Here is a 24,109-nt window from a genome sequence, read left to right as displayed (position 1 = left end):
AAAGTAACCAACGCCAGGAGGTTCGCATTAGTCACGCCGATGAAGCCGCTGTGAAGGATGAGGATCGGGTTAACCGTTTCGACCGACGCGCCATCCCGTCCGCGGCGCAGGAAAGCCTGTGGGAGACAGCCGACGGGCACCGCGTGCGCCGGATAGACTGGCCCGGCACGAACCCGGCGGCCAAGGGGTCGATCCTGTTTCTTCCAGGTCGGGGCGACAATTACGAAAAATATCTCGAAACTTTGCATCATTGGCATGAAAGCGGATTTCGGGTCACCGCGTCGGACTGGCGCGGACAGGCCGGATCCGGGCGGCTCGGCAATGACGAGATCACCGGCCACATCGAAGATTATTCCATCTGGATCGATGACCTGGCCCAACTCTGGCACGAATGGGTTTCACAAACGCCGGGCCCACACTTCCTTGCCGGCCATTCGATGGGCGGTCATTTGATCCTGCGCGCTCTGGTGGAGCACAAGGTCGAACCCGCAGCTGCTGTGCTGGTCGCGCCGATGCTGGGTTTCTACAGCACTTTTCTGCCGCTGCGCTGGATGCAGAAAATTTCCGGCTTCATCATGAGAAAGGGCGATCCGAAACGATTGGCGTGGAAATGGAGCGAGAAGCCGGGCGAGATACCGGTAGGGCGCATCAACCTGCTGACGCACGACAAGGACCGCTATGATGACGAGCTATGGTGGCGGGACAATCGGCCGGAGCTGGTCATGGGACCGGGAAGCTGGCGGTGGGTCGAACGCGCCTATGCTTCGAAACGGGTGATTTTCGCATCCGGAGCATTGGAAAAGGTTAGGACGCCGGTGCTTCTGCTGGGCACTTCGAATGACAAGCTGGTGGCCATGAAATCGATCGTGAAAGCTGCGGGCAGGCTTCCAAATGCGCGGCTGGTCCGGTTCGGCAAGGAAGCTCACCACGAGATCCTGCGCGAAGTCGATGCGGTGCGGGACCGTGCGCTGAGCGAGATCGATGACTTCCTCCAAGCGAACTCGAACAGCGAGGGCGAAGACGGTTGAACAAGACGGTCTACGATTTTGCCATCGTCGGAGCGGGCATGGCTGGGGCGAGCCTGGCGGCCGAACTGGCAGACGATGCGCGGGTCCTGGTACTCGAAGCGGAGGATCAGCCGGGCTATCATACCACCGGGCGCTCTGCCGCATTCTGGGAAGAGTGCTATGGCGGACCGGAAATCGTTCCGCTGACGCTTGCCTCGGGCAAGATGCTGCGTGATGGCGGTTTTCTTTCGCCCCGCGGAGCGCTGTATGTCGCGCGGCGCGAAGACACGGCCAAGATCGACCGGTTTATCGAACGTTTCAGCGGCACCGGCGTAACGATCGAGAGGTTGGGGCGTGACGCACTGGCCGAACGTGTGACTGGCTTGAAAGCAGCTTGGTGCGATGCTGTTTGGGAGCCTGCCTGCGCGGATATCGATGTTGCCGGCCTGCATGCGCATTATTTGTCCCGGGCTCGCAAAGGCGGCATAGAGCTTGCGATGCGCGCGCGCTTGTCCGGTGTGCGGCGAGCCGGTGACGAATGGCGGCTTCGCACCGAAGACGGGCGAGAATTTACTGCCAAAGTTCTGGTCAATGCGGCCGGTGCCTGGGCCGATCCGGTGGCCCGGCTCGCTGGCGCAAAGCCGCTTAATATCATCCCCTTGTTGCGCACGGTCGCACAAGTGGTTGTCGACCCTCCCGTACCCGCCGACCAGCCGCTGGTGCTCGATATTTCGGGGCAATTCTATTTCAAGCCCGATAATGGCCGTATCTGGCTGAGCCCGCATGACGAGACACCGACGATAGCGCATGACGCTGCGCCGGACGAAATGGCGGTGGCGGAAGCGATCGACCGCTTCCAACGGGTGGTCGATTGCAAGATCGAGCGAGTCGAGCGCAAGTGGGCCGGGCTGCGCAGCTTCGCGCCTGACCGTGCCCCGGTCTATGGTTTCGACGATACGATTGATGGCTTCGCCTGGTTCGCAGGGCAGGGGGGGTATGGCATACAGACCGCGCCTGCAGCTGCTGTGTTGATGGCTGACACGCTGCTGGGGCGAGAGACTTCGCAAGCGGTGAGGCAAATTGACAGAAATTTATATTTGCCCAGCCGCTTCGCCTAGCTTTTCAGGAGCAACCCTTTAGGGTGCAGCCGAGGTCAAAAGCAGGAGAGAGCCCGATGGCGCACCGTTTCGAAATCCGCAAGAACAAGAAGGGCGAGTTCGTATCCTATTTCGTCTATAATTCGGAAACGATCTGGTGGACTGAAGGCTACAGCTCCAAGGCTGGCGCGAAGAATGCGATCGAGTCGGTTCTGAAGAACGGTCCGAAGGCCGAAATGGTCGACACGACAACTGACTGATCCGACCTGAAATTCTGGCATCGGAAGCGCGTGGATTTTCCGCGCCCTTCGCTTATCAGGGGCGCAGATTGTCCGCTTCTGCGCTGGCCAACGCATCGGCCCGGTCGTTCTCCGGATGTCCGTTATGGCCTTTGACCCAGTGCCATTTGACCTCATGGCGCGCGGAAGCCTCGATCAGGTCATGCCATAGATCGGCATTGCGAACCGGCTTTTTGCTCGCGTTGATCCAGCCGCGCTTCTTCCAGCCGTGGACCCACTTGGTTATCCCGTCGAGCACATATTTGCTGTCCGAGAAGAGCTGCACGGCGCATGGTTCCTTCAAGGCGTTCAGGCCTTGGATCGCTGCGGTCAGTTCCATCCGATTGTTGGTCGTATCGACTTCGCCGCCGGACAGTTCCTTCTCGTTTTGCCCCATGCGCAGGATAACGCCCCAGCCGCCGGGCCCCGGATTGCCTTTGCAGGCGCCATCAGTGAAAATTTCAACCTGTTTCATGGCGGTTGTACCTATCCTTGTTGGCCAGCGCGAAACACGTCATCGCCATGATCCGTGTAGAATTGCAGCCGACGCGCAAAATCCATCGGATCCTTGCGCTTTACCAGTGCTGTATCAGGGGTGTCGATCCAGTCGAACGCTCGCGTCGCCATGAAGCGCAGCGCTGCACCCCGCGCCAAAAGCGGCAGCGCGGCGACTTCTTGCGCTGACAACGGGCGCGACTGCACATATCCTTGCACCAGCGCATTGCCGATTTCCGCACGATATTCGCGGCCATCGTCGGAAAATGACCAGGCCGCATGCGTCACGGCCAGATCATAGGCCGCGAAATCGGTGCAGGCGAAGTAGAAATCGATCAAGCCGCAGACTTCATCACCCAAAATCAACACGTTGTCGGGAAACAAATCGGCATGGATTGTCGCAAGCGGCAGATTCTGCGGCCAGTTTGCCTGAATGGCGGGGAGATTTCGTGCGATCATGCCGGGCAGCGCGGGGTCGATTGCCTCAAGTGCGCTGTCGCTGCATCGCGCGAACAGATCGGCCCAGTCGCCTGGGCGCAGATCGTTGGCGCGAGTGGGCGCATAATCGGCAGAAGCCGTGTGGATCCCGGCCAGTTCCTGTCCGACATTTCGCGCTTGGGCTTCGCTCGGCGTGGTAACGGAAATGCCGGGCAGGAACTCTATCAGCGCCACGGCTTTGCCATCCATCAAGCGGAAAGCCGCACCATCGCGGTCATGTATTGTGCGCGGCACGGGGCATCCGCGTTCGGACAGGTGATCGAGCAAGCCGAGGAAATAGGGCAGGTCGTCGAGTTCTATCCGGCGCTCATACATGGTCAGAATGAACCGGCCGCTATCCGTCTCGATCAACCAGTTGCTGTTGGAAACGCCTTCAGCAATGCCTTTGGCCGAACGCAGATTGCCGACATCGTAGGCTGCAATCAGGGATTCCATCTTGTCAGCGGAAAGATGGGTGTAAACAGCCATCCGTCGGAAATCAGTCGAACAGCTGGCGTGGCAGTTTGAAGACCATTTTCTCTTCGGTCGTAACCAGGGTCTGTTCCTCGACCGAGCGCCACTCACTCAGTTTGTCGATCACTTCACGGACGAGCTTTTCCGGGGCCGATGCACCGGCGGTCAGGCCCAGCGTGCCGACACCTTCGAGCCATGCCGGATCGATTTCATCTGCGCGCTGGATCAGTTTTGCATCGACACCGCATTTCTCGGAAACTTCGACCAGTCGAAGCGAGTTCGAGCTCTTGGGTGAGCCGATGACCAATACCAGATCACTGCTTGGCGCGATCTGCTTGACAGCAGCCTGCCGGTTCGACGTGGCGTAACAGATGTCCTCGGCCTTGGGCCCGACAATACCCGGGAATCGTGTCCTCAGGGCAGAAACGACTTGCGCAGTATCATCGACCGACAAGGTCGTTTGCGTGAGGAAAGACAAATTGCTCTCATCTTCCAGCTCCAGCTCAGCGACATCGTCGACTGTTTCGACCAAAGTCATCTGGCCTTCTGGCACCTGACCCATCGTACCGATCACTTCAGGATGACCGGCGTGACCAATGAAAATGATGTGCTGACCCTTTTCGATCTGCCGTTCGGCCTGACGGTGGACCTTGCTCACCAGCGGGCAGGTCGCGTCGACATAGAACAGCTTGCGCCGCTCAGCCTCGGCGGGAACCGATTTCGGCACGCCATGCGCGCTGAACACCACCGGCGCGTCATTCGGGACCTCATCCAGTTCCTCGACGAAAACCGCGCCCTTCGCGCGTAGTTCATCGACCACGTATTTATTGTGCACTATTTCGTGGCGGACATAGACCGGCGGTCCGAAGCGCTCGATCGCGCGTTCGACAATCTCGATTGCGCGGTCGACACCGGCGCAAAAACCGCGCGGCGCCGCAATAAGCACAAGCAGGTGCGGGGCGTCGGTTACGGGCGTTTCTGATGGAAAGGGGGCATTCATGTCCAAGCCTCTAGCGCAGCCCCGCGAGGGCCGCTAGGGCCATACCAAGCGAATTTCGAAGGACCGTTTGTAATGACATTGCGCCGCACCACACTGATTGCATCCATTCTGGCCGCTGCACTCGCGGGTTGTGCCAGCGAAGGCGAGCTGGTGGTGAGCGACGGGGTGGGCATCACCGCCGTTCGCTCGGCGTGTCCGGCTGTCGGAATTCCAGACTATACCGGTGATATCACAGTGTTCGCCCAACCGGGAAGCCGTGCGGCCTCGAATGTCGATATGACAGCCAGCATGACAAACCTGCGCAGCAATTGCAGCGATAGTGGAGAGAATGTCTACACCGAAGCGACATTCGACGTGCTCGTGCGGCGTACCGATGTGCGGGGGGCACGCACCGTAAGCGTTCCCTATTTCACGACTGTTCTGCAGGGCGGTAGCGCGGTCCAGGCCAAGCGCATCGGTTCAGTGACCGTGCAGTTTGCCGATGGGCAGGAGCGCGCTCAGGCACAGGGCAAGGCTGGCGCTTTCATCAATCGTGCCGCCGCGACATTGCCTGCCGACATTCGCGAACGCATTACCCGCAAACGCAAGCCGGGCGATCCCGATGCCGCGCTCGATCCGCTGGCCGATCCGCAGGTGCGCGCCGCGCTCGACCGGGCGACGTTTGAATTGCTTGTCGGTTTTCAGCTGACCGAAGACCAGCTGGCCTACAACGCGACACGCTGACCGGGCGGCGCTGCGCCCTGAAAGCTTGCGATTTCGGCCAGTTCGGCTAGGCGCGCAGCCATGTCCGAACACACCACCTTGCACGCCGGTTTCGCGGCGAAAATCCACGCCGTCCTCGATGCGCTGGAGGCTGAAGGCTCGTTGCCGAAAGATGTCTCGCACGCGAATGTAGCGGTGGAACCGCCGCGCGATCCGTCGCATGGCGACCTGGCAACCAATGCCGCCATGGTTCTGGCCAAAGCTGCGGCGACCAATCCGCGTGAGCTTGCCGCCAAGATAGCCGAGAAGCTGGGCGCAGATGCGGATGTCGACAGTGCCGAGATTGCCGGCCCGGGTTTCATCAATCTTCGCCTGTCGGGTGCGGCGTGGCTGCGGGAACTGGCTGCGATTGCCGCGCTGGGAAGCGATTACGGCCGCTCCGAGATGGGCGGCGGATCGCGCGTCAATGTTGAATATGTCTCAGCCAATCCGACCGGGCCCATGCATATGGGGCACTGCCGCGGCGCCGTTGTCGGTGATGCGCTGGCCGCGCTGCTCGAATATGCCGGTCATGATGTCACTCGCGAGTATTACGTTAATGACGCGGGCGGACAGGTGGATGTGCTCGCGCGCTCCGCACACCTGCGCTACCGCGAGGCACTGGGCGAGCAGATCGGTCAGATTCCCGAAGGGCTGTACCCCGGCGACTATCTGATCCCTGTCGGCGAGTATCTGGCTAAGGAGCTTGGCGACCGCTACCAGAACGAGCCGGAAGAAGAATGGCTGCACATTTTCCGCGCGGAAGCGGTGGAACAGATGATGGAGCGGATTCGGGCCGATCTCGCACAACTCGGTATCCATCATGACCTGTTTTCGTCGGAAGCGGCACTTCAGGCGGCACAGAAGCCGGAGCAGGCCGAGGCGTGGCTGCGCCAGCACGATCTGGTCTATGACGGCATTCTCGAGGCTCCCAAGGGCAAGGCGCCCGACGACTGGGAGCCGGTTGAACTTCCACTTTTCCGCTCGACCAAGTTCGGGGACGATCAGGATCGCCCGATCAAGAAGTCGGACGGGAAATGGACCTATTTCGGAGCCGATCTGGCCTATCACATGCAGAAAGCTGAAAGCGCCGATGCTCTGATCGACATCTGGGGTGCGGACCATGCAGGCACGGTCAAACGGATCAAGGCTGCTGTGGCTGCGCTGAGTGAAGGGCAGGGCAAGCCAATCCCGTTCGATGTCAAACTGGTGCAGATGGTCCAGCTGATGCGCGCAGGCGAACCAGTCAAAATGTCCAAGCGTTCGGGCAATTTCATCACCATTGCCGACATGGTCGAAGAAGTCGGCAAAGATGTCGTGCGCTTCACCATGCTGACGCGCAAGCCCGAAGCACAGATGGATTTCGATTTTGCCAAAGTGGTCGAAGCATCGAAAGACAATCCTGTGTTTTACGTTCAATACGCCAATGCCCGGATTCATTCGACGTTGCGCAAGGCGGTGGCGAAGGGAATGGCTCCTTCGGATTCAGCGATTGATCGGCTGGGAGCGGAAGAGCTGGCGCTGATCAAGGAAGCGGCGCAATTCCCCCGGATCGTCGAAGCCGCAGCAAAAGCGCGCGAACCGCATCGGATTGCGTTTTTCCTGTATGACCTGGCAGGCGCGTTCCATGCTTTCTGGAATATGGGGAATGACGACCCGTCCAAACGCGTCATCCTGACACAGGATGCGGAATTGACCGGCGCAAGGCTTTTCCTCGCGACGCAGATAGGGCAGGTTATTCGTAATGGGCTTGCCCTGCTTGGGGTTGAAGCCGTGGAGGAGATGTAGGTCATGAGCATGATCGATGGTCGCGACGGCGAAGATGAAGAATATGAAACCGCCTATGAAACCTTGCACAGCGATGACGACGATGCGGTAGAGCAGGAACTCGAGCTCGCCGATGACGACGAAAGCTTGCCGTGGCTTGATTCTGATTACGATGACGAAGAAGAGCAGGGCTACGATACCGGCCGCCTGATCGGCATCGCCATGCTCGGGCTGCTGCTGATCGCAGTCGGTTTTGGCGGCTATTGGCTGTACAACAATCGTGGTCCCGATTCTGAACTTGTCGCCGATGGCAGCACAATTCCGGCACCGGACGGACCCATCAAGGAACGACCTGAAGACGAAGGTGGCAAGCAATTCGAAGGCACCGGCAACGTCGCACCCGCTGTAGGGGAAGGCGAGACACGCGAAGGCCGGCTCGCAGATGATACGTCTCCCAAGCCGAGCATCGATGCCGCAGGCAGCCGCGCCGAAGCCGCGCCCGGCAGTTCGCAGGCGGCGGGCTCGACCGGCGGCGTGGGCGTACAGGTTGGCGCATTTTCTTCCGAAGCGAGCGCCAAGTCTGCGTGGTCCACGCTGAACAGCCAGACCGACAAATTGTCTGGCTTCAAATATCGCATTCAGCCCGGCCAGGTCGATGGCGGCACCGTTTATCGCCTGCAAGCTGTTGCGGGCGATCAATCGGCGGCTCGCAATCTGTGCAACGCATTGAAGGCCGATGGTCTGACCTGCCAGGTCAAGCCGTAACGCAAGCAGATCATTTTCCACATTGCACGGGGGCCGGATACTTGCCTACCCTCGTGCCAAGTGCGACGCTGAAGTCATGACGCCTGCCATCTTCGGCATTGCCGGAACCACCCTCTCGGCCAATGAACGCGCCTTCTTCGAAGATGCGGACCCGGCGGGCTACATCTTGTTCGGCCGCAATTGTGAATCGCCTGACCAGCTGCGCGCGCTGACCGATGATCTGCGAACGATCCACGGCCGCGATAAATTGCTTGTGTCGATCGATCAGGAAGGCGGGCGAGTGGCTCGATTGCGTCCGCCCCACTGGGCGCATTACCCGTCAGGCGAATCCTTCGATCAGCTATATCGTCTCGCGCCCGCCAGTGCGATCGAGGCAGCGCGGGTCAATGCCCACGCAATGGGGATAGAGCTGGCAGAGATGGGCATCACGGTCGATTACCATCCGCCGCTCGATGTCCGGCAGCCGGGCGCGCATGATGTTATCGGTGACCGGGCGCTGGGTTCGGAACCGATGCAAGTTGCGGCATTGGGCCGAGCCATACTTGATGGCCTCGGCAAGGCCGGAGTTGCCGGATGCATCAAACATATGCCGGGGCATGGACGCACGACGACCGACACGCACAAGGCCATGCCGACAGTCACGGCAAGCGATGAAGAGCTGGAAGTCGATATTGCTCCCTTTCGCGCGCTCAAAGCGGCGCCTGTCGGAATGACTGGCCACTTGCTGTTTACCGCTTGGGACAAGCACAACCCGGCGACGCTTTCACCATTCGTGATCGAAGAAATCATCCGCCAGCGGATAGGTTTCGATGGGCTTCTGCTTACCGACGATATTGATATGGAAGCGCTCGACGGGTCGATCCCCGATCGCTCTGAACGCGCGATTGTTGCCGGATGCGATGTGGTGCTCAACTGCTGGGCGAAGCTGGACGATATGACCGGCATTGCCCAGCGCCTCCCGGCAATGAGCGAAGCGGCTCTGCGCCGCCTGGACATCGCGCTGGCCGGTACCGGCAAAGCGCCTGGCGGTGACAAGGCCGAACTGCTGGCGAAACGTGACAGCTTGCTGTCGCTGGTGGAGCAGTCGGCGTGACGAATGCTCCGATGATGCTTTCCGGTTCGGGCCGGTCTTCGGATCAGGATTGGGTGGAGGCACCTGAAAACTCGGATGAAAGCCCGCTCTATCTAGAACTTGATGGATGGGAAGGGCCGCTCGACCTGCTGCTCGACCTCGCCCGGCGGCAGAAAGTCGACTTGCGGTCGATCTCGATCCTTGCGCTGGTCGACCAGTACCTTGGCTACATCGATAGGGCGGAAGCACTCAAGCTCGAGCTGGCAGCCGATTATCTGGTGATGGCGGCGTGGCTGGCTTACCTGAAATCCGCGATGCTCCTGCCCAAGGAAGAGCAGGAGGATCCGAGTCCGGAAGAGCTCGCGCTTCGCTTGCAGTTGCGGCTCCAGCGGCTTGGTGCGATGCGCGAAGCGGCGGCGCGTTTGCTCGCACGCGACCGGATCGGGCGCGATGTATTCCCGCGCGGTGCGCCCGAAGGGCTCCGGACCAACCGCAAGATAATGTGGCAATGTGACTGGTACGCGCTGGTTCAAGGCTATGCTCAGGTCAAAGCGCGCACCGCCCCGGCAATTCACATGGTGCGCGAGCGCCCGGTGATGACACTCGATAGCGCGCTCGAACGCGTGTCCGCCATGCTTGGTATCACGCTCAATTGGATGACGCTGGAAGAATTTCTGCCGCCAAATGCCGACCCGCGCCTGCGCCGCTCGGCGATGGCTTCAAGCTTCGTCGCGGCATTGGAACTGGCTCGCCTGGGCAAGGCTGAAATCTCGCAAGAGCAAGCCTTCGGCGAAATGCGCCTGAGGCGAGTGAAGGCCTGATGGAACAAAAAAGCGATGAGATGCAGCGTGCAGTCGAAGCGACTCTGTTCGCCGCTGAAGAGGCAATGACGGCAGAATCTATCGCCAGCCATCTGGGCGACGCGGATGTCGGGGTAGTCCGGGTTGCGCTCGGTGCGCTTGCCGAACAATACGGCCAGCGCGGGATAAACCTGGTAGAGCGAGGCAAGCGCTGGCATTTTCAGACCGCTGCCGATCTGGCGCATCTCCTGCGGCGTGAGCGGGAGCAGGTTCGTCGCCTTAGCCGCGCAGCCACTGAAGTTCTTGCCATCATTGGCTATCACGAACCTGTCAGCCGCGCGGAAATCGAATCAATCCGGGGGGTTCAGACTTCCGGCGGTACTCTCGATGTACTCATGGAGGCTGGCTGGGTCCGCGTGGCCGGGCGACGCGAGGTCCCGGGAAGGCCGGTCATCTACGCTACCACGCCTGAGTTCCTGCGGCACTTCGGCCTTTCGTCGCGCAAGGATCTGCCGGGGCTCGATGAATTGCGTGCGTCCGGCTTGCTCGATCCGGTGGATGATGCATTCGATGCGCTGATGGACGGTTCTTCGGAAGAGGAACGCGATGAGGAAGAAGCCGAAGCCGACGACGCCGAACCTGACGACACCGATAACAGACGCTGATCGCACCGCTGGCGCTTTCGCCAGTTAATCCCTATATCGGCCACACACATTCGAAAGGTGCATCATGTCTCTCGGCCCCTGGCAGCTCATTATCATTGCTCTCGTGATCCTCGTCCTGTTCGGACGCGGCAAGATTTCCGAGATGATGGGTGATTTCGGAAAAGGAATCAAAAGCTTCAAGCAAGGCATGAACGAAGATGAAGGCAAATCGCCTGCTCCCTCCGCTCGCATCGAAGGACCGGATGCGGACGCGGGCAGCGGCAATGCCGCGAAACAGCCCGACAGTTCCGACCAGACCCGCTGATCCCGGCCAAAACCGCGCGACATGTTCGATATAGGCGCCTCCGAATTGCTCTTGATCGTCGTCGTGGCGATTCTGGTGATCGGACCGAAGGATATGCCGGCGGCATTGCGCACGGCGGGGCGCTTGATCGGCAAGATCCGGCGTACATCGGCCCATTTCCGCTCTGGCTTCGACGCGATGGTGCGCGAAGCGGAAATGGAGGAAATGGAAGAAAAGTGGAAAGCGCAGAACGCTCGTATCATGGCCGAAACGCCCGCAGGTGAAATGGGGCCGCTGCCGCCCCCAGACGGTGCAAGCGCCGAATCTGCCGCCCTGCCTGGAGCTGCCGACGAGACAGCGGACGACAAAATCCCCGAAGACCCGAAAGCGGTCTGATGGCGCTAAAGCTGCGTGACCTTGATGATACACAGGCGCCGTTGCTCGATCATTTGATCGAGTTGCGTGGGAGGCTTGTTCGCTGCGTGATGGCGTTGGTGGTCGCTTTCTCGATCAGCCTCTATTTTGCCGACTATATTCTCGGCTTTCTGCTGCAACCGCTGAAAGCGGCTTTTCCGGAAGGGGAAGGGCAACTGATCTTCACAAAGCTCTATGAAGTGTTCTTTGTTGAGTTGAAGGTCGCGCTGTTTGCAGGTTTCTGCCTCAGCTTCCCGATCATCGCCAATCAGCTGTGGGCTTTCATCGCGCCGGGACTCTACGCGAAGGAGAAGAAGGCCTTCTTGCCTTTCCTTCTCGCAACGCCGATCCTGTTCACTGCCGGAGCATCCTTGGCCTACTATGTAGTCATGCCGACTGCGTTTCGCTGGTTTCTCGGCTTCGAAGGCGAGGCTGGCGGGTTGGAGATCCAGGCCCTGCCTACGGCCAATGATTATCTCGGCCTTGTCATGCAGTTCATTTTGGCCTTCGGGATCAGTTTTCTGCTGCCGGTGCTTTTGCTGTTGTTGAACAGGGCGGGAATCGTGTCGCGAGAACAGCTTGCGGGCGCACGCCGCTACGTGATTGTCGGCGTGGTCGCGCTGGCAGCGATCATTACGCCGCCCGATCCAGGCTCGCAGCTTCTGCTAGCGATACCGCTTATCATTCTGTTCGAAGGATCGCTGTTGCTGATGCGGTTCTCGGAACGAAAGCGTCTCCCAGAAGACGAATCGCCTACCAGTCAAGCCGCCGATCAGGCTGAATAGGCCCGGAGCGAACGCGCTCTGAGTATGCGCGGGTCTTGGTCAATCCAATAAGTTATGGCTCGCCGATGGTAGCAGACCATCCATCATCCTCAGGCCATCATTCTCAGGCCACAAATACCAGGATTGCAGACAAAAAAACGGGGCCCGCAGGCCCCGCTTAATCACGAAATTCGATCAGCCGTTACGGGCTGGTCGGAGTATCGTCGTCGTTGCCAGCGGCAATGACGATGCCAGCGATGATCGCTGCAGCAGCGAGGATCGCGAGGATGATGCCAGCGCCGCTGCCATCTCCGTCACCACCGAGTGCACTTTCTTCAGCGACCGGCGCGGTGGCGCGGTCGGCATTCGCGCTTTGCGCGAGGGCCGGCGATGCGGCCAGCGAAACAGCTGCGGTTGCAGCAAGCAGGGTACGGAACTTCATTAAATCGTCTCCTCAGAGCTCTCTTTTGTTCAAATCTCAAATGGGTCGATACGGCACTAGGCCAAACGAGGCAACCCCAAATGTCGTATCAAAACGTCTTATATGTTACCGAATTGTAACAGTTATCCTAGTTAACGGCCAACCCCGGTTTCCCACTATCGCCGATGCAAGCCGGAGTCATATGAGACGCAGCATTAGTCTCGCGCCTCTGAAGCTACAAGGTTTCAAACCGGTTAAAGTTTCGCAATTGCAGCAATTTTTCGGCAAGTTGCACTTCGTCTCGGACGAAGCGAGGTGAAATCTACTGAACGTCAGATTGGTAAACAAGCTGGCCGCCAACCCAGGTTTGGAGCACCTTGGTCGCACGCAAATCTTGCGGTGTTGCAAGAAGCGGGTCTCGGTCGATGATCAGAAAATCTGCCCGTTCCCCCGCCACCAAGCGCCCGAATCGGCCATCGGCATATGCAGCGTAAGCCCCGTTGGCGGTGAATCCGGCAAGAGCCTGCTCGCGGTTGACCCGCTCTGAAGGGCGCCAACCGCCGAAAGGTTCACCTGCAGGACCGGTCCGGCTCATTGCTGCGGCAAGACCGGCAAACGGATCAGCCGATTCGACTGGTGCGTCCGAACCGAATGCCAGCCGCGAACCCGTGCGTCGGATTGTTTCCCAGGCATAGGCCCCTTGAAGGCGGGTCTCGTCCAACCGTTGCTCCGCCATGATCCGGTCGGAAGTTTGATGGACCGGCTGCATCGAGGCAATAATGCCATGTTCGCCGAATTTCGCGAGATCGGCTGTGTCGACCACCTGGGCATGTTCGATCCGCCAGCGCCGATCGCCCTTGTAGGTCTCGGCAAGCTCGTCGATTGCCTGCAGCAATTCGCCGTTGGCCGCATCGCCAATTGCGTGGACTGCGATCTGGAAGTTGTCGAGCGCCGCGCGGCTCATCAGGTTGCGCAGGCGCGTCGGGTTCTGCAGCGGCAGGCCGGTGTTCCCGGGATCGTCCGCATAGGGCCGCTTAAGCCACGCCCCGCGCGAGCCGAGAGCGCCGTCGAGATAGAGTTTTACGCCATTCAGGCGCAGCTTGTCCTCATACAGCCAGGGCGAGGGCCCGGGCCCGCCAATCAGTTCCATCTGCTCGGTGCCCGCCGCGTAGGCAATGATCCTGACATTGAGCGAGCCATTGTCGCCGGCGCGGCGGAAGGCCTGCCAATCCTCGATCGTGGTGCCCATGTCGGCAGCGGCAGTTATTCCTTGCCTGAGCAGGATTTCCTGTGCCTTGGCGAGCGCGATATCGCGGTCGTTCGGGTTTGGTGCGGGGACAAACTTTTGCACCAGCTCGCTCGCGGCATCGACAAAAATCCCTGAAGGCTGGCGCGATCCGGAAACGCGCTCGATCCGTCCACCCGCGGGCGGCTGAGTTTCTGCTGTTATTCCTGCTTGCTGCATGGCCACAGTGTTGGCCCAGCCTGCATGGCCATCAACCCGTTCCAGCCAAACCGGGCGGTCAGCAACCGCTGCGTCAAGCTCGGACGCAGTTGGAAAGCGGTCGAGACCCCATTTCACCTGGTTCCATCCGCGCCCGATGATCCACGGGCGGCCCGGATATTCTGCTGCATAGGCAGCGATCCTTTCCTGTGCCTCTTCCAGGGAACTGGTGTCGGACAGATCAAGCGTCATTGCACCGAAGCCGATCCCCATCACATGAAGATGCGAATCGATCAGGCCCGGGATGACATAGCGTCCTTCGCCATCGACCACTCGTTCGATCGAGCGGGGGCGCGCGTCGGACCGATCGAGCACTTGCCTGATCCGGCCATCATCGTCGATCCACAAGGCGGAAAACCGCTCGACCTTGCCCTCAGCATTGATCGCTATGCCCTGGACATTGTCCACCAGCGTGTCTGCTCTTGCCGGCAGAGCCGCCAGTGCGATCGCTGAAACGGCTAAGGTGGTCAGTAGGCGCTTCATGGTTGTTTTCCTTGTGGCAGACGGCGAATCAGCGCGCTTGTATCCTGGCGCGACCCGCCCATGACCTGAACGTCTGCATAAAACTGGTCGATCATGGTGGTTACGGGGGTGGACAGGCCCAGCCGCTCCGCCTCTTCTAGCGCGTAGCCGAGATCCTTGCGCATCCAGTCGATTGCGAATCCGAAATCGAAATCGCCTTCGATCATCGTCTTCCAGCGATTTTCCATTTGCCAGCTTTGAGCCGCGCCGCCGGATATCGCTTCGAGAACTTTGTCGCTGTCCATGCCCGATGCCTGCACCAGTCGGACGGCTTCCGACAATCCGCCCAGTACGCCAGCGATACACATCTGGTTGGCCATCTTGGCGGTCTGACCGGCGCCCGCCGACCCGACGTGGACGATGCGCGCGCCATAGGCCTGCATGACCGGCTCCGCACGGCGGAAAGCTTTGTCTGTGCCGCCGCACATGATTGCTAGCCTGGCATTCTCCGCGCCCGCCTGTCCACCGGACACAGGGGCGTCGATCGCATCGATCTCTTGTTCGGAGGCAATTGCGAAGACACGGCGGGCCATATGCGCGGACACAGTCGTGTGATCGATCAGCAGGCTTCCAGGTTTCATCACGCCCAAAGCGCCGCTGTCGCTGAGCAGGACCTGCTCAAGATCCTCGTCATTACCAACGCAGGTAATAACCACGTCGGCAGCGCTTGCTGCATCTGCCGGCGTAGATGCCGTAGCAACACTCAGTCCATCGGATTCAAGTGCTTCTTTCCACTTGGAAGCTCTTGAGGGCGTGCGATTGTAAGCAATTACACGGTGGCCTGCGCGGGCGAGGTGCCCGGCCATCGGTCCGCCCATTACGCCCAATCCAAGAAAGGCAATCGTCCGTCTGTTTTCAGCCGCTTTTTCCATCCGCGAGGCGTTACGGCAGTTTCCGTCCGATGCAAATGCTTGGCCTGCGCCAAGGGCAAATTCGTTTGCCGGAAGGCCTATTTCCCCTACGTCGCGGCACCATGGACCAGGATGCTCTCGATCAGTTGACCCTTGAAGATATTCGCGCAGCAGCAGAGCGGATCGGCGATGCCGTTGTGCACACGCCGACGATGCACAGTTTTACGCTGTCGCAGATAACCGGGGCGGAGATATGGCTCAAGTTCGAGAACCAGCAGTTTACCGCAGCCTACAAGGAACGCGGTGCGTTGAATGCGTTGCTGTTGCTGACTGACGAGCAACGCAAGCGCGGCGTTATTGCCGCATCGGCTGGCAACCATTCGCAGGGGCTCAGTTATCACGGCAAAAGGTTGGGCGTGCCGGTGACAATCGTCATGCCGCGTCCCACGCCGACGGTGAAGGTCATGCAGACCGAGAAGGCCGGAGGCAATGTCACATTGTTCGGCGAGACCTTTGACGACGCCTACGCCCATGCGAGGCTCTTGGAGCAGGAACTCGGTCTGACATTTGTCCATCCGTTCGACGATGCCGATGTGGCTGCGGGGCAGGGCACAGTGGCGCTGGAGATGTTTGCCGATGCCCCTGAACTCGATTGCATCGTGACGCCGATTGGTGGAGGCGGCCTTATCTCTGGCATGGCGACCGTGGCCAAAGCGTTGCACCCTGCCATGGAAGTGATCGGGGTGCAGGCGGAACTGTTTCCGTCGATGTTCAATCGAATGAAAGGTCACGACCGCGTTTGCGGCGGCGATACGCTGGCAGAAGGGATCGCCGTAAAGGCGCCGGGTGAATTCACCGCCCGCATCATCGCTGAGCTGGTCGACGACATCGTGCTGGTGGATGAAGAGTCGCTGGAGGAGGCTGTCGCGCTCCTGCTCCAGATTGAAAAAACAGTTGTTGAAGGTGCCGGTGCGGCCGGCCTTGCCGCCGTGCTTGCCAACCGCGAACGTTTCGCTGGCAAAAAAGTCGGCCTTGTCCTGTGCGGAGGCAATATCGATACGCGGCTGCTGGCCAATGTCCTGTTGCGCGACCTTGCCCGATCGGGCCGCCTGGCCCGATTGCGGGTCACTTTGCAGGACCGGCCCGGGGCACTGTTCAAGGTGATGAAGCAATTTGATGATCACAACGTCAATATCATCGAAATCTACCACCAGCGCATTTTCACCAGCCTCCCTGCGAAGGGCCTGATCACCGACATTGAATGTGAAGCCCGAGATCGCGACCAGCTGGACGCGTTGATCGCTTCTCTCCGTGCGAGCGGATACACGGTGAATTCGGTCGAGTTGAACTGATCTCTGCAAGGGTCGATCCGGCGACACAGATCGTCGAGGGTTTGTGCAAAGTAACCCGAAATAAACCATGATAGATGGTTAAGGGACTTTTACCTCGCGCGTTACATGGCCATAACGTCTGACAATAACCGTTCATCGATTCTTGCCGCAGCTAGAGGATTTGGTCAGCAGCGTGTCCGCACCCGTTCGCTTCCCCCGGTTTTTCGTTACCACCCCTGCGCCGTGTCCTTACCTTGAGGGCAAGACGGAGCGAAAGGTGTTTACGGAGCTCAAAGGTCCGCATGCCGACCAGCTGAACGAGGCGCTTGGGCGCATCGGATTTCGCCGCAGCCAGACCGTCGCCTATCGCCCCAGCTGTGCCGACTGCAACGCCTGCGTCTCCGTGCGTGTAGTGGCAGAGGAATTCCGCGCGAGCTCGACCCAGCGCAAGAATCTTCGCCGCAATAGCGATCTCGTCACGACAGAATGCCGCCCTTGGGCGACCGAAGAACAATTCGAATTGCTGCAAAGCTATCTTGGATCGCGCCACCCCGATGGAGGGATGGCCACGATGGAAGAGATGGACTATGCTGACATGGTGGAGCACACGCCGGTCACATCACATGTGATCGAATATCGTGAGCCCTCCGACGGGTCGCAACCGGGCCGCCTTGTTGGCGCGTGCCTGACCGATCGGCAGGGTGACGGGTTATCGATGATTTACAGCTTCTATGACCCGGAGCATAAGGCAAGGTCAGGACTTGGGAACTACATCATTCTCGATCACATCCGCCGCGCGGCGGAGCAGGGTCTGCCTTATGTCTATCTCGGATATTGGGTCGATGGATCCGAGCGTATGCAATACAAGATCCGTTATCGACCGATTGAGCGTCTCACTCGCGGTGGATGGGAACGCATGTCCCAGGACGCGCAGTCCGCGCTTGTCCGCAAAGTCATGCAGAGTCCGTCAGTGGACCGGACCGCAGAAAGCAGTGGCAAGACCCACAGCTTCGCCAAATAGCAAGCTTTTGGTTCGAACTGCATTGCTTGCCGCGGGCGCGTTGCTGGCGCTGGCCGCGCCTGCGTACGCCCAAGACACTTCGACGCTGCCCACACTCGAAGACCTGATCCCCGATAGCGCGGTCGAAAATCCGGAAGAGTGGGCTCAAGATGGTGCCGATGGTGAGCCGATTGTCGCGCCGAACGGTGATGACGATTCGGTTTCGGTTGATGAACTCGATCCCGATGCTTCATTGGCTGAAATGCCCGACTTGGGAGTGAATTGGCCCGACACCGTCGAATTGCCGCCGTTTGAACCGCTTGAGGCGAAACCCGATGCCCGCCTAGCGCAGGACGCACTCCCACTTTTACCGCCGCTGCCAGAGTCCGAATTGGTCCGGGTGAACAGCCAGCTGGTTATGGCTTTGCCGCAAGATCCGGCGCTGTTCCCAGTGCAGGCCGAATTCATCGAGCGGTTCGACCAGCTTTCAACGATCGAACAGCTGGGCGATAGTGAAAGCAATATCGCGCAACTGGCCGCGCGTGCTCGCGCCGACGAGGATTTGCTGGTCGAGTTGCTGAGAGTCTACGGATATTACGATTCGCAGGTCATCCGGTCGGTCGGCGCGATCCAGCCCGGCGACGATGCAGCGGATGACGATCCGGTCGTCCGGTTCGATATTATTCCCGGCCAACGTTATCGCTTTGGCGCGATCGATCTTGGCCAATTGTCAACCGCGCCCGATGCTGACAGCTTGCGCACAACATTCGGGATACAGACTGGTGATCCGCTGTCCAGCGACCGGATTGTGGAACAGCAATTCGAACTGGACCGTGCCTTGGGCGAGACTGGTTATCCATTCGCTGAGATAGATGCACCGGAACTGCTGATTGATCATCGCCAGACGACCGGCGACCTGACGATGGCAGTTCGCCCCAATGGCAAATATGTAATCGCCGGGGTTAACAGCAACCTGCCCGATTTCCTGCCCGGCAGCCATCTTGAGACCATAGCGCGGTTCAAGAAGGGCGATGCATACCAGAGGTCGCTTCAGCTGGATCTGCGGCGCGCGATCACAGCGACCAGCCTGGTCTCCAGTGTCACCGTGACACCGCGCGAAGTGTCACCGCCACAAGACGCAGCGCCGGGCGAAGTAGTGCTCGATATCGAAATGGCCAAGGCCAAGCTGCGCACGATCTCGGGAGCTATCGGCTACGGCACTGAGGAAGGCTTCCGGCTGGAAGCCAGCTGGGAGCACCGCAATCTGTTCCCGCCAGAAGGTTCGCTCAAGGTTCGGGCCATCGCCGGCACGCAGGAACAGCTGGCGGGTGTCAGTTTCAAGCGCAACAATTTCAAACGCCGCGATCAGATCTTGCTGGTGGATGCCTATGCCTCTGCGCTTGATAATGATGCCTTCGACGCGCAGACGATCGCGCTGCGAGCCAGTCTGGAACGAACGTCAAACCTCTTGTTCCAGAAACCCTTCGGTTGGGCGGTCGGCGCGGAAATACTGGCTTCTGACGAACGCAACCGGGTAATTGGTGGCATCCCGCGTCCGCGGCAGAGGTTCTTCATTGGGTCTGTCTTCGGTCGGGCGACGATCGACACAACGGATTCGCTGCTGGATCCGACTGAGGGTTACCGCCTTACCGGCTATGTTGCCCCGGAGATATCGCGGACCGAAGAGCAGAATTTCTTCTATGTCCGCACGCAGGCCGATGCCAGTTATTATCAACGGATCACTGAGCGGGTAGTGCTGGCTGGCCGGGTGCGCGGCGCAACGATACAGGGCGCGGATCTGGCCGGCATCGCGCCGTCGCGCCGCCTTTATGCTGGTGGTGGTAGTTCGGTTCGTGGTTACGGCTATCAAGCGGTCGGTCCGCGCAACGATCTGGGGGAGCCAACCGGTGGCCGCTCACTGGTCGAAGTCTCTGCCGAGGCGCGAATACAGACCGGTTTCTTCGATGGCGCTCTGTCGGTGGTGCCGTTCTTCGATGCCGGTTCGGTTTCGATCGATCCAGTGCCCGATTTCCGGTTTATCAAATATGGCGCCGGGATGGGCATCCGCTATGAAAGCGGCTTCGGTCCAATCCGGGTCGATGTCGGCGTACCGCTGAACCGAAATCCGATGTTCGATAGCCCTGTGGCCGTTTATGTCTCTTTGGGGCAGGCGTTCTGATGGCCGGCGAAGGAATATCCGAAGCGGCCGAACCGCAAGAGCGGGCGGAGCGTTCTCGGCGCAGGTGGAAACGGTGGGTTTTTGGGCCCGTCGCTGCGGTTGTCTTGCTGATTGTCGCGGGCCTGCTGTTTCTCAACACGCCGATCGGGAAGCGATTTATCGCCGACCAGATTGCCGATATCGCCCCCGCGTCCGGGCTTCGGATCGAAGTCGGGCGCATCGAAGGCGATATCTACCGCGATGCCGTGCTGCATGATGTCGTTCTATCCGACCCGCAGGGACGCTTCTTGACCATTCCGCGAGCGGAAATCGACTGGCGGCCCTTGAGCTGGCTAACCTCGGGGATCGACATCCGCAAGCTCACGGCCGAGCGCGGAACCTTGTTGCGAGTGCCGGAACTGGAGCCGGGTGATCCCGATGCCCCGATCCTGCCCGATTTCGATATCCGTATCGACGAATTCGAATTGCGCGATTTCACGATTGCCAGAGGCGTGATCGATGATCGCGCTCACCCGCTCGATTTGAAGGCGAGGGCGGACATCCGTGACGGATTGGTCGAGTTGGATGGGCAAGGGCAATTTGGCGAAGAGGACCGTTTCGACCTAGCGCTTCAAGCCGAGCCCGACGGCGATGTGTTCGATATGGAGCTGGATTATCGTGCGACGCGTGACGGCGTGCTGGCCGGACTGGTCGGAACGGATGCAGGATACACCGCGCGAATTGCCGGGGACGGAACCTGGACGCGGTGGGACGGGGCGCTGGTCATCCGGCGCAATGACGAACGCTTTGCGGCCCTGACTTTGAAGAATTTTGCCGGGCGGTACGAGATTGCCGGGCAGGTTCGCCCGGAAGGCGTTCTCTCGGGCCTGCCATTGGCAGCAACCGGTCCGGTGCTTTCGATCGGTGCGATCGGTTCGCTGGAAGACAGCGTGCTTGACGGTGAAATCGCCTTGCGCAGTGCCGCGCTGCGGGCTTTTTCCGAGGGTTCGGTGGATCTCGCCGACAACAGCGTGAGCGCCCTCGAGTTTCGCGCCAGCCTGCTGAATCCCGAACTGTTCGGGGAAAGTGTGCGGCTCGAAGATGCAGTGCTGTCCGGAACAGCCGATGGATCCTTCCGCGATCTGACCATCGACCATCAGCTCAGCGTTGCGCAATTGGTGAGCGGCACCACACAGGTGCAGGACATCACGCAAAGCGGCGTCGCAACATACGATGGATCGCGCTGGACTCTGCCGCTCGAGGGGAGCGTTGCCCGCATTGTCACCGGCAATGCGCTGGTCGATCCCAAACTGGATCAAGGCAGATTCGGCGGCACACTGGTCTATACCGGGCGCGATCTTTTGTCCGACGACCTCACGATCGATTTCCCTGCGGCCAGCGCGCGGCTTGCCGTGCGCGGCGATACGTCGGTTGGCTCTTACGGGATTGCCGGGCCGGTGACGATGAACGGCCTGCCGCTGGAGAATATCGGCACCGTCAATGGCAGCGCACGCATCCGGTTGATGCTGGCAAGCGGCGTGCCGTGGACCCTCAGGGCCGCTCTCGATGCGCGGATCCCGCGTGTGACCAACAGCACGATCGAAAACCTTGCAGGGCCGGATATCCGCTTGCGTGGCAACGTCGCGCTGGCCGGAAATGCGCCGATTGTGTTCAACGATTTCACCGTCGACGCAAGCAAGCTCAATATGACGCTCGACGGACGCGTGAACGGCGGGACGACCAGCGTGGTCGGGCGCGGACGTCAGGCCGACTATGGGCCGTTTACGGTAGAGGCAACGCTTGCCGATGAGGGACCGCGCGCAGAGCTGGTATTCGCTTCCCCGCTTCCGGCTGCGGGCCTTGAGAACGTCCGCGTGGCGATTTCGCCCAGTGCAGACGGTTTTGCCATCGATACTGAAGGTCAGTCGATGATCGGGCCATTCAATGGCGCACTGGAATTGATCTCGCCTGAAGCCGGACCGACGCGCATCGCGATAGAGCGACTCAACATCTGGAAGTCCAGCGTGACCGGTGATCTTACGCTCGGCGATGATGGGGCGAATGGACGACTGGCCGTTTCAGGCGGGGGGCTTGATGGCACCATCGGGCTTGCGGCCCGTGACGGCGGGCAAGGTTTCGCAGTCGACATACGCGCGAGGAATGCGAGTTTCGCCGGCCCTGCAAACCTCAGCATCGCCAGCGCCGATATCGAAGGCCGGGGTTTCGTTCCCGGTGCTCAAGCGCTCAACAGCGAAACCCTGATTCAGGGCAGCATCTATGCCGAGGGGCTCAACTATGGCCAGATCTTCCTCGGACGGGTGGCCGCAAACGCCAATCTGCGGGGCGGCGAGGGCAAAGTCACAGCATCGCTTGCCGGACGCCGAGGCAGCCGCTTCGCCTTGCAGCTGGAGGCCGATGTCGCGCCGCAGCTGGTCGCTGTCGCCGCGCAAGGCAGTTTCGCCGGAGAGGCTTTGCGCTTCCCGCGCCGGGCGGTCTTGCGAGTTCATGACGATGGTGGTTATCTCCTGGAGCCGACGCAACTGAGCTACGGCGATGGCGGCACTATCGTCTCAGGCGAATTCGGAGGCGGCGATACGCGGCTCAGGCTGCAAATGCTTGATATGCCTTTGTCGCTGATCGATCTTGCCGTCGCCGATGTTGGCCTTGGTGGGACGATCTCCGGTGTGGTCGACTACAGCAACGCCAGCGGTACTCCCCCGACAGGCAATGCCCGGGTGACAGTCGACAACCTGACCCGCTCCGGTCTCGTGTTGACTTCGCGGCCGTTCGACCTTGCGCTGGTCGCCGATCTGTCCGCAGACAAGCTCGCCGCTCGCGCTGTGATCGATGAAGATGGTCAACGCCGTGGGCGGTTGCAGGCGCGTATCTCTTCGCTCCCGCAGAACGGGGACCTGTTCAAGCGGTTGCAAACCGGGCGTCTCTTTGCGCAGCTGCGCTACAATGGACCGGCTGATGCGCTTTGGCGGCTCGCAGCGATCGAGGGCTTCGATCTGACGGGGCCGCTGGCCGCCTCCGCCAATGTCACCGGCACGCTCGCCGATCCGCAATTGCGCGGTTCCCTGTCGAGCGACAGTTTGCGGGTCCGTAGCCTCATCTCCGGTACAGACGTGACCGGCGTCAGTGCGCGCGGAAGCTTCGCGGGTTCGCGGCTCACGCTTTCTCGCTTCGCCGGCAAGACCGCGAATGACGGCCGAATTTCAGGCAGCGGTACGATCGATTTGAAGGACCTCGGCGATCGCGGCCCTCAAATGGATATCCGTATTGCAGCAAAGGATGCGCGGTTGGTCGATGCGAACGGACTGGTCGCTACGGTTACCGGCCCGATCCGCATAGTCTCCGATGGCGTTGGCGGGACGATTGCTGGTCGATTGGCGATCGATCGCGCAAGCTGGCAGTTGGGTGCTGCAGCAGAGAGCATGGCCTTGCCCAATATCAGGACGCGCGAGATCAACATCCCTGCGGATGTCCGCGCACCGCGCGCCCGGTCTGCTCCCTGGCGCTATCTGATCAATGCGAGCGGCCCGAGCCGGATCGATGTCGACGGCATGGGTCTCGACAGCGAGTGGGGCGCGAACATTGTCTTGCGCGGAACTACCGACGACCCGCGCATCGGCGGAGAGGCGCGTGTCGTGCGGGGTTATTACAGCTTCGCCGGGACACGGTTCGAGCTGACGCGCGGGCGGATTGCGTTTGACGAAAATCAGCCAATCGACCCTAGGCTCGACATCGTTGCAGAAACGCAAAAGGAAGGAATTGAAGTAGCTGTCACCGTGACCGGCAATGCCCAGTCGCCGGAGATCACCTTCAATTCGACCCCGGCCTTGCCAGAGGAAGAGATACTTGCGCGGCTGTTGTTCGGCGGTTCGATCACAGAGCTTTCCGCAACCGATGCCTTGCAGCTGGGCACCGCGCTTGCCAGCCTGCGCGGCGGTGCCGGAATGGACCCGATCAATCAGCTGAGAAGCGCGATCGGGCTTGACCGTTTGCGGATCGTTTCCGCCGACCCTGCGCTCGGTCGCGGCACCGGAGTTGCGCTGGGCAAGAACTTCGGTCGGCGCTTCTACGTCGAATTGATCACCGATGGACGCGGCTACAGCGCAACTGAACTCGAGTTCCGGGTCACCGGCTGGCTTTCGCTGCTAGCTGCCGTGTCGACCGTCGGGCGGCAGAGCGTCTCGGCTGAAATCAGCCGAGACTACTGA

Annotated in this window: 22 protein-coding genes; 16 read left to right on the top strand and 6 right to left on the bottom strand. The window is 60.3% G+C overall.

Annotated elements, in window-relative coordinates:
• The first annotated feature begins 50 nt into the window (after positions 1–50).
• The 3 genes from E0502_RS02145 to E0502_RS02135 are packed head-to-tail and all read left to right on the top strand — an operon-like array spanning position 51 to position 2,364.
• Positions 51–1,028: an alpha/beta fold hydrolase gene (locus E0502_RS02145; protein ID WP_137676328.1), complete on the top strand. Its 978-nt coding sequence runs from the start codon at positions 51–53 to the stop codon at positions 1,026–1,028.
• On the top strand, positions 1,025–2,125 hold the full coding sequence (locus E0502_RS02140) for an NAD(P)/FAD-dependent oxidoreductase (RefSeq protein ID WP_137676327.1): 1,101 nt from the start codon (positions 1,025–1,027) through the stop codon (positions 2,123–2,125). The genes E0502_RS02145 and E0502_RS02140 overlap by 4 nt, the downstream gene beginning before the upstream one ends.
• Before the next feature lie 56 nt (positions 2,126–2,181).
• Complete coding sequence (locus E0502_RS02135) at positions 2,182–2,364, top strand: YegP family protein (RefSeq protein ID WP_137676326.1); 183 nt, start codon at positions 2,182–2,184, stop codon at positions 2,362–2,364.
• Positions 2,365–2,419: 55 nt separating this feature from the next.
• Here the strand turns inward: E0502_RS02135 and rnhA are convergent, their stop codons facing one another.
• The 3 genes from rnhA to ispH are packed head-to-tail and all read right to left on the bottom strand — an operon-like array spanning position 2,420 to position 4,828.
• Positions 2,420–2,857 (bottom strand): ribonuclease HI, encoded by a 438-nt coding sequence (gene rnhA / locus E0502_RS02130; RefSeq protein ID WP_137676325.1) that lies wholly within the window; start codon positions 2,855–2,857, stop codon positions 2,420–2,422.
• An 11-nt stretch (positions 2,858–2,868) separates the two neighbouring features.
• Positions 2,869–3,843 carry a homoserine kinase gene (gene thrB, locus E0502_RS02125; RefSeq protein ID WP_137676324.1) on the bottom strand — a complete coding sequence of 325 codons (975 nt, stop codon included), beginning with the start codon at positions 3,841–3,843 and terminating at the stop codon, positions 2,869–2,871.
• A gap of 10 nt (positions 3,844–3,853) precedes the next feature.
• Complete coding sequence (gene ispH / locus E0502_RS02120; RefSeq protein WP_137676323.1) at positions 3,854–4,828, bottom strand: 4-hydroxy-3-methylbut-2-enyl diphosphate reductase; 975 nt, start codon at positions 4,826–4,828, stop codon at positions 3,854–3,856.
• 72 nt (positions 4,829–4,900) lie between these two features.
• Between ispH and E0502_RS02115 the strand changes: the two genes are divergently transcribed.
• The 9 genes from E0502_RS02115 (at position 4,901) to tatC (ending at position 12,120) form a co-directional block, all read left to right on the top strand.
• Positions 4,901–5,551, top strand: coding sequence for a hypothetical protein (locus tag E0502_RS02115; protein WP_137676322.1), 651 nt, complete (start codon positions 4,901–4,903; stop codon positions 5,549–5,551).
• A gap of 60 nt (positions 5,552–5,611) precedes the next feature.
• On the top strand, positions 5,612–7,357 hold the full coding sequence (argS, locus tag E0502_RS02110; protein WP_137676321.1) for an arginine--tRNA ligase: 1,746 nt from the start codon (positions 5,612–5,614) through the stop codon (positions 7,355–7,357).
• Between the two features lie 3 nt (positions 7,358–7,360).
• Positions 7,361–8,101 carry an SPOR domain-containing protein gene (locus tag E0502_RS02105; RefSeq protein WP_240048819.1) on the top strand — a complete coding sequence of 247 codons (741 nt, stop codon included), beginning with the start codon at positions 7,361–7,363 and terminating at the stop codon, positions 8,099–8,101.
• A 76-nt stretch (positions 8,102–8,177) separates the two neighbouring features.
• On the top strand, positions 8,178–9,194 hold the full coding sequence (nagZ, locus tag E0502_RS02100; protein ID WP_137676320.1) for a beta-N-acetylhexosaminidase: 1,017 nt from the start codon (positions 8,178–8,180) through the stop codon (positions 9,192–9,194).
• Positions 9,195–9,208: 14 nt separating this feature from the next.
• A complete protein-coding gene (locus E0502_RS02095; RefSeq protein ID WP_192895939.1) occupies positions 9,209–9,994 on the top strand; it encodes a segregation and condensation protein A in 786 nt (261 codons plus the stop codon).
• The gene (gene scpB / locus E0502_RS02090) at positions 9,994–10,638 is read left to right on the top strand and encodes an SMC-Scp complex subunit ScpB (protein ID WP_137676319.1); all 645 of its coding nucleotides are present in this window, start codon (positions 9,994–9,996) and stop codon (positions 10,636–10,638) included. The genes E0502_RS02095 and scpB overlap by 1 nt, the downstream gene beginning before the upstream one ends.
• A gap of 64 nt (positions 10,639–10,702) precedes the next feature.
• Entirely contained in the window at positions 10,703–10,942 is a 240-nt protein-coding gene (gene tatA / locus E0502_RS02085) for a twin-arginine translocase TatA/TatE family subunit (RefSeq protein WP_137676318.1), read from the top strand.
• A 21-nt stretch (positions 10,943–10,963) separates the two neighbouring features.
• Positions 10,964–11,317 (top strand): Sec-independent protein translocase protein TatB, encoded by a 354-nt coding sequence (tatB, locus tag E0502_RS02080; protein ID WP_137676317.1) that lies wholly within the window; start codon positions 10,964–10,966, stop codon positions 11,315–11,317.
• Complete coding sequence (gene tatC / locus E0502_RS02075; RefSeq protein ID WP_137676316.1) at positions 11,317–12,120, top strand: twin-arginine translocase subunit TatC; 804 nt, start codon at positions 11,317–11,319, stop codon at positions 12,118–12,120. Before tatB ends, tatC begins: the two co-directional genes overlap by 1 nt.
• A 181-nt stretch (positions 12,121–12,301) precedes the next feature.
• On the opposite strand, the gene E0502_RS02070 is transcribed toward tatC, so the two are convergent.
• From E0502_RS02070 to E0502_RS02060, 3 genes are all read right to left on the bottom strand, one after another.
• The gene (locus tag E0502_RS02070) at positions 12,302–12,541 is read right to left on the bottom strand and encodes a hypothetical protein (protein ID WP_137676315.1); all 240 of its coding nucleotides are present in this window, start codon (positions 12,539–12,541) and stop codon (positions 12,302–12,304) included.
• 301 nt (positions 12,542–12,842) lie between these two features.
• Positions 12,843–14,507, bottom strand: coding sequence for an amidohydrolase (locus tag E0502_RS02065; protein ID WP_192895902.1), 1,665 nt, complete (start codon positions 14,505–14,507; stop codon positions 12,843–12,845).
• The gene (locus tag E0502_RS02060) at positions 14,504–15,499 is read right to left on the bottom strand and encodes an NAD(P)-dependent oxidoreductase (protein WP_338047315.1); all 996 of its coding nucleotides are present in this window, start codon (positions 15,497–15,499) and stop codon (positions 14,504–14,506) included. The genes E0502_RS02065 and E0502_RS02060 overlap by 4 nt, the downstream gene beginning before the upstream one ends.
• A 20-nt stretch (positions 15,500–15,519) precedes the next feature.
• Here E0502_RS02060 and E0502_RS02055 point away from each other — a divergent pair, with 20 nt between their 5' ends.
• From E0502_RS02055 to E0502_RS02040, 4 genes are all read left to right on the top strand, one after another.
• Entirely contained in the window at positions 15,520–16,749 is a 1,230-nt protein-coding gene (locus tag E0502_RS02055) for a threonine ammonia-lyase (RefSeq protein ID WP_137676313.1), read from the top strand.
• 172 nt (positions 16,750–16,921) lie between these two features.
• Positions 16,922–17,749: an arginyltransferase gene (locus E0502_RS02050; RefSeq protein ID WP_137676312.1), complete on the top strand. Its 828-nt coding sequence runs from the start codon at positions 16,922–16,924 to the stop codon at positions 17,747–17,749.
• Between the two features lie 7 nt (positions 17,750–17,756).
• On the top strand, positions 17,757–19,907 hold the full coding sequence (locus tag E0502_RS02045) for an autotransporter assembly complex protein TamA (RefSeq protein ID WP_240048818.1): 2,151 nt from the start codon (positions 17,757–17,759) through the stop codon (positions 19,905–19,907).
• On the top strand, positions 19,907–24,109 hold the full coding sequence (locus E0502_RS02040) for a translocation/assembly module TamB domain-containing protein (protein WP_137676311.1): 4,203 nt from the start codon (positions 19,907–19,909) through the stop codon (positions 24,107–24,109). The genes E0502_RS02045 and E0502_RS02040 overlap by 1 nt, the downstream gene beginning before the upstream one ends.

This window comes from Parerythrobacter lutipelagi (genome assembly GCF_005434975.1).
In the GTDB taxonomy this organism is placed as follows: Bacteria; Pseudomonadota; Alphaproteobacteria; order Sphingomonadales; family Sphingomonadaceae; genus Parerythrobacter_A; species Parerythrobacter_A lutipelagi.
Note: the sequence above shows the minus strand (reverse complement) of the source record. Positions and strands in the feature narration are given on the sequence as shown.

What these genes read in the sequence shown, in the direction of transcription:
- tatC (WP_137676316.1), top strand. Translation starts at nt 11,317, where the DNA reads ATGGCGCTAAAGCTGCGTGACCTTGATGATACACAGGCGCCGTTGCTC.
- ispH (WP_137676323.1), bottom strand. Translation starts at nt 4,828, where the DNA reads ATGAATGCCCCCTTTCCATCAGAAACGCCCGTAACCGACGCCCCGCAC.
- scpB (WP_137676319.1), top strand. Translation starts at nt 9,994, where the DNA reads ATGGAACAAAAAAGCGATGAGATGCAGCGTGCAGTCGAAGCGACTCTG.
- E0502_RS02115 (WP_137676322.1), top strand. Translation starts at nt 4,901, where the DNA reads ATGACATTGCGCCGCACCACACTGATTGCATCCATTCTGGCCGCTGCA.
- rnhA (WP_137676325.1), bottom strand. Translation starts at nt 2,857, where the DNA reads ATGAAACAGGTTGAAATTTTCACTGATGGCGCCTGCAAAGGCAATCCG.
- E0502_RS02040 (WP_137676311.1), top strand. Translation starts at nt 19,907, where the DNA reads ATGGCCGGCGAAGGAATATCCGAAGCGGCCGAACCGCAAGAGCGGGCG.
- tatB (WP_137676317.1), top strand. Translation starts at nt 10,964, where the DNA reads ATGTTCGATATAGGCGCCTCCGAATTGCTCTTGATCGTCGTCGTGGCG.
- E0502_RS02070 (WP_137676315.1), bottom strand. Translation starts at nt 12,541, where the DNA reads ATGAAGTTCCGTACCCTGCTTGCTGCAACCGCAGCTGTTTCGCTGGCC.
- E0502_RS02055 (WP_137676313.1), top strand. Translation starts at nt 15,520, where the DNA reads ATGGACCAGGATGCTCTCGATCAGTTGACCCTTGAAGATATTCGCGCA.
- argS (WP_137676321.1), top strand. Translation starts at nt 5,612, where the DNA reads ATGTCCGAACACACCACCTTGCACGCCGGTTTCGCGGCGAAAATCCAC.
- thrB (WP_137676324.1), bottom strand. Translation starts at nt 3,843, where the DNA reads ATGGCTGTTTACACCCATCTTTCCGCTGACAAGATGGAATCCCTGATT.
- tatA (WP_137676318.1), top strand. Translation starts at nt 10,703, where the DNA reads ATGTCTCTCGGCCCCTGGCAGCTCATTATCATTGCTCTCGTGATCCTC.
- E0502_RS02065 (WP_192895902.1), bottom strand. Translation starts at nt 14,507, where the DNA reads ATGAAGCGCCTACTGACCACCTTAGCCGTTTCAGCGATCGCACTGGCG.
- nagZ (WP_137676320.1), top strand. Translation starts at nt 8,178, where the DNA reads ATGACGCCTGCCATCTTCGGCATTGCCGGAACCACCCTCTCGGCCAAT.
- E0502_RS02095 (WP_192895939.1), top strand. Translation starts at nt 9,209, where the DNA reads ATGCTTTCCGGTTCGGGCCGGTCTTCGGATCAGGATTGGGTGGAGGCA.
- E0502_RS02105 (WP_240048819.1), top strand. Translation starts at nt 7,361, where the DNA reads ATGAGCATGATCGATGGTCGCGACGGCGAAGATGAAGAATATGAAACC.
- E0502_RS02135 (WP_137676326.1), top strand. Translation starts at nt 2,182, where the DNA reads ATGGCGCACCGTTTCGAAATCCGCAAGAACAAGAAGGGCGAGTTCGTA.